General features: G+C 75.6%; 4 protein-coding genes. 3 read left to right on the top strand and 1 reads right to left on the bottom strand.

Annotated features, from left to right (window positions below; translation table 11 throughout):
* The 3 genes from HYE82_RS35425 to HYE82_RS35435 all read left to right on the top strand — a co-directional run.
* On the top strand, nt 1-254 hold a 254-nt coding region (locus HYE82_RS35425; RefSeq protein ID WP_179178337.1), incomplete at its 5' end, for a WD40 repeat domain-containing protein.
* Nucleotides 255-565: 311 nt separating this feature from the next.
* Complete coding sequence (locus HYE82_RS35430; protein ID WP_179178338.1) at nt 566-1,780, top strand: alpha/beta hydrolase; 1,215 nt, start codon at nt 566-568, stop codon at nt 1,778-1,780.
* A gap of 48 nt (nt 1,781-1,828) precedes the next feature.
* Nucleotides 1,829-2,362: a GNAT family N-acetyltransferase gene (locus tag HYE82_RS35435; protein WP_179178339.1), complete on the top strand. Its 534-nt coding sequence runs from the start codon at nt 1,829-1,831 to the stop codon at nt 2,360-2,362.
* Between the two features lie 119 nt (nt 2,363-2,481).
* Here the strand turns inward: HYE82_RS35435 and HYE82_RS35440 are convergent.
* A partial coding sequence (locus HYE82_RS35440; protein ID WP_306439690.1) for an HNH endonuclease family protein occupies nt 2,482-3,064 on the bottom strand: 583 nt, incomplete at its 5' end.

Consider the following 3,064-nt stretch of genomic DNA (forward strand, 5'->3'; position numbering starts at 1 on the left):
CAGCCCGCCCAGGGCCGCTCACCACCCTCACCGGCCACGCCACCGCCGTCGGCTCGGTCGCCTTCAGCCCCGACGGCAGCGTGCTCGCCTCCGGCGGCTTCGACACCACCGTCCGGCTGGCGGGCACCGACCTCGCCCGGGTGATCGCCGGAGCGTGCGCCCGCACCGGCCCCCGGATCACCCGGGCCCAGTGGACGGCCCACCTGCCGTACGTCGCCTACTCCCCGCCCTGCGCCGGCCTCGAGCGCCCCTGAGCGGGTACGGCCCGGCCGAGCCGGCCCGGAGTCCGCCTCGGCACGGGACTGCCGGCGGCCCGTGCCATCCATGGGGCCATGGCGGACACCGACCTGCGCCGGACCGGAGCCGATCGGTCGGGTCGCGTACGAGCCGGTCGGCTCCCACGCGTACCTGCGGGCCGAACCGGACTCGATCAGCGTCTCCTGACACCGCGCGGGCCGGGCTGCCGTCAGCCTTGAGGCGGACGGCAGGCCCTCCTGCGGACGGAGCCCCCGATCCGCCTCCGAGCCGACGATCACCATGGTGTCCGGCGCGTAGCGTCGATGCCATGAACCGACGCCGCACCGCCGCCACCGCTGCCGCCGCCTTAGGCGCCCTGATCCTGCCGCTCGTCCTGACCGCTGCCGGAACCGCCTCGGCCGCCGGGCCCGCCCCGGGGGCACCGTCCGCGCCGGCCGCCGCGTCCGCGCCCGCCACCACCGGGGCGGTCATACCCGAACTGCCCCGCCCCACCGGCCGGTACGCCGTCGGGCAGGAGACCCTCCACCTCGTCGACCACAGCCGCACCGACCCCTGGGCCGGGTCAGGCCCGCGCGAGCTGATGGTCACCATGCGCTACCCGGCCCACCGCGGCACCGGCGGGCCCTCGGCCCCGTACCTCACCGACGACGAGGCCCGGCTGCTGCTCGCCGACCGGGGCCTGGAGCAGCAGGTCGCGGTCGAGAGCCTGGCCGGGACGAAGGCGTACGCCCGTACCGGCGCACGCCCCGTGGCCGGCCGCCACCCCCTGGTCGTCCTCTCGCCCGGCTTCACCGTGCCGCGCGCCACGCTCACCTCGCTGGCCGAGGAACTCGCCTCCCGCGGCCACGTGGTCGCCGCCGTGGACCACGCGTACGAGACCGCCGGCACGAGCTTTCCCGGCGGGCGCGTCCTGACCTGCAAGGCATGCGAGATCGTGCAGCAGACGAGGGACTACAAGCCGGTGGCCGACAACCGCGCCCGCGACGTGTCCTTCCTGCTGGACCGGCTCACCGGGCGGCACCCGGACTGGCGGCACGCCGGCCTGATCGACCGGAAGCGGATCGCCGCGGCCGGCCACTCCATGGGGGGCTCCGCCGCGGCCGCCGTGATGGCCGCCGACCCGCGGGTCCGCGCCGGCATCGACATGGACGGCGGACTGTTCTCGCCCGTTCCCGAAGGCGGACTGGACGGCCGGCCCTTCATGCTGCTCGGCGGGGCCGGGACCGTCCCCGGCAGCACCCCCGGCAAGCCGGCCGGCTGGGACGCCAACTGGCCCCGGCTCGACGGCTGGAAGCGCTGGATCACCTTCGCCGACTCCCACCACTTCACCTTCACCGACTGGCCCGCCGTCAGCGACCGGCTCGGACTGCCGCGGATGACCCCGCTGCCCGGCGACCGCTCGGTCGAGCTGACCCGCCGCTACGCCGGGGCCTTCTTCGACCTGCACCTCAAGGGGATACCGCAGCCGCTGCTGGACGGACCCGCCGCCGATGCGCCCGAGGTCCGCTTCCACCAGCCCTGACGGCCGCCGATTTCCGCAGGCCGGGGACGTTTCGGCAGGATGGGGGCCATGACCGAGATCCGCACCCCCCGCCTCCTCCTGCGCCGCTGGGACGAAGACGACCTCGCCCCCCTGTCGGAGATCAACGCCGATCCGGCGGTGATGCGCTGGATCGGCGACGGCTCCCCGCTCGACCTGGAGCAGACCGCCGACGAGATCGAGCGGTGGGAGGACGAATGGGACGAGGAGGGCTTCGGCCTCTTCGCCGTCGAACTGCTGGGCTCCGGTGAGCTGGTCGGAGCGGTCGGGCTGTCGGTGCCCGAGCACCTGCCCGAGCTGCTGCCGGCCGTCGACCTCCGCTGGCGCCTCGGCCGGCAGTACTGGGGCCAGGGGTACGCCTCCGAAGCCGCCCAGGCCGCCCTGGAGTTCGCCCTCCAGGACCGCGGGCTGGACCGCGTCATCGCCGTGGTCCGGGCCGGCGACCGGGCCTCGGACCGCGTGGCCGAGAAGCTCGGCATGGCCCCCGAGGCGGAGGCCACCGACCCGGAGCACGGACACCTGCTCCGCGTGTACGGCATCGACCTCACCGAGTACGAGGCCTGACCCCGCACCCCCCGGCCGGGGCGCGCCGCTCCGGCGCCGCGCCCCGGCCGCCTGCCTGCCCGCACGTCGGCGCCGCCTGCCTGCCGCGCCTGCCCGCCCGCAGCGCCGCCGGCCGTCCGTCATGCCGCGCAGGTGTCCAGCATCCTCGTGAGCGTCTTCTTCTCCGCCTCCGTGACCGTCAGCCCGTAGGCGGACTTCACAGTCGTCCACGCCCGCCCGTACAGGCACCAGCTCGACCGGTCCGGCGGCTGCCACTGGTCCGGGCTCTGGTCGCCCTTGGAGCGGTTCGAGGCCGCCGTGACCGCCAACAGCTGCGGGCGGGCCAGGTCGTTGGCGAACGCCTTCCGCTTGGCGGCGTCCCACGCGGACGCGCCCGAACGCCACCCCTCGGCGAGCGGCACCATGTGGTCGATGTCCACCTTCGACGCATCGGTCACCACGGTCCCGTCGTACAGGCTCTTCCACGTCCCGGAGACGGCCCGGCACTCCGCGTCCTGCACCACGTCCGTACCGTCGCGCCGGAGGACCACCTCGCGCGTGTTGCACGTCCCGCCCTGCTCCGCCCAGTGCGTGAACCTGTCCCGGCCGTAACCGGCCATCGTCCCCACGGGCGCCACCGTCAGCCCCGCCAGCTGCGCACGGGCCGCCTCGACGCCCGCCACACCCGGCAGGAGCTCCCCGCCGCCCGCCTTCCCACCACCC

It is taken from the genome of Streptomyces sp. BR123, from assembly GCF_013401435.1.
In the GTDB taxonomy this organism is placed as follows: domain Bacteria; phylum Actinomycetota; class Actinomycetes; order Streptomycetales; family Streptomycetaceae; genus Streptomyces.

What these genes read in the sequence shown, in the direction of transcription:
- HYE82_RS35435 (WP_179178339.1), top strand. Translation starts at nt 1,829, where the DNA reads ATGACCGAGATCCGCACCCCCCGCCTCCTCCTGCGCCGCTGGGACGAA.
- HYE82_RS35430 (WP_179178338.1), top strand. Translation starts at nt 566, where the DNA reads ATGAACCGACGCCGCACCGCCGCCACCGCTGCCGCCGCCTTAGGCGCC.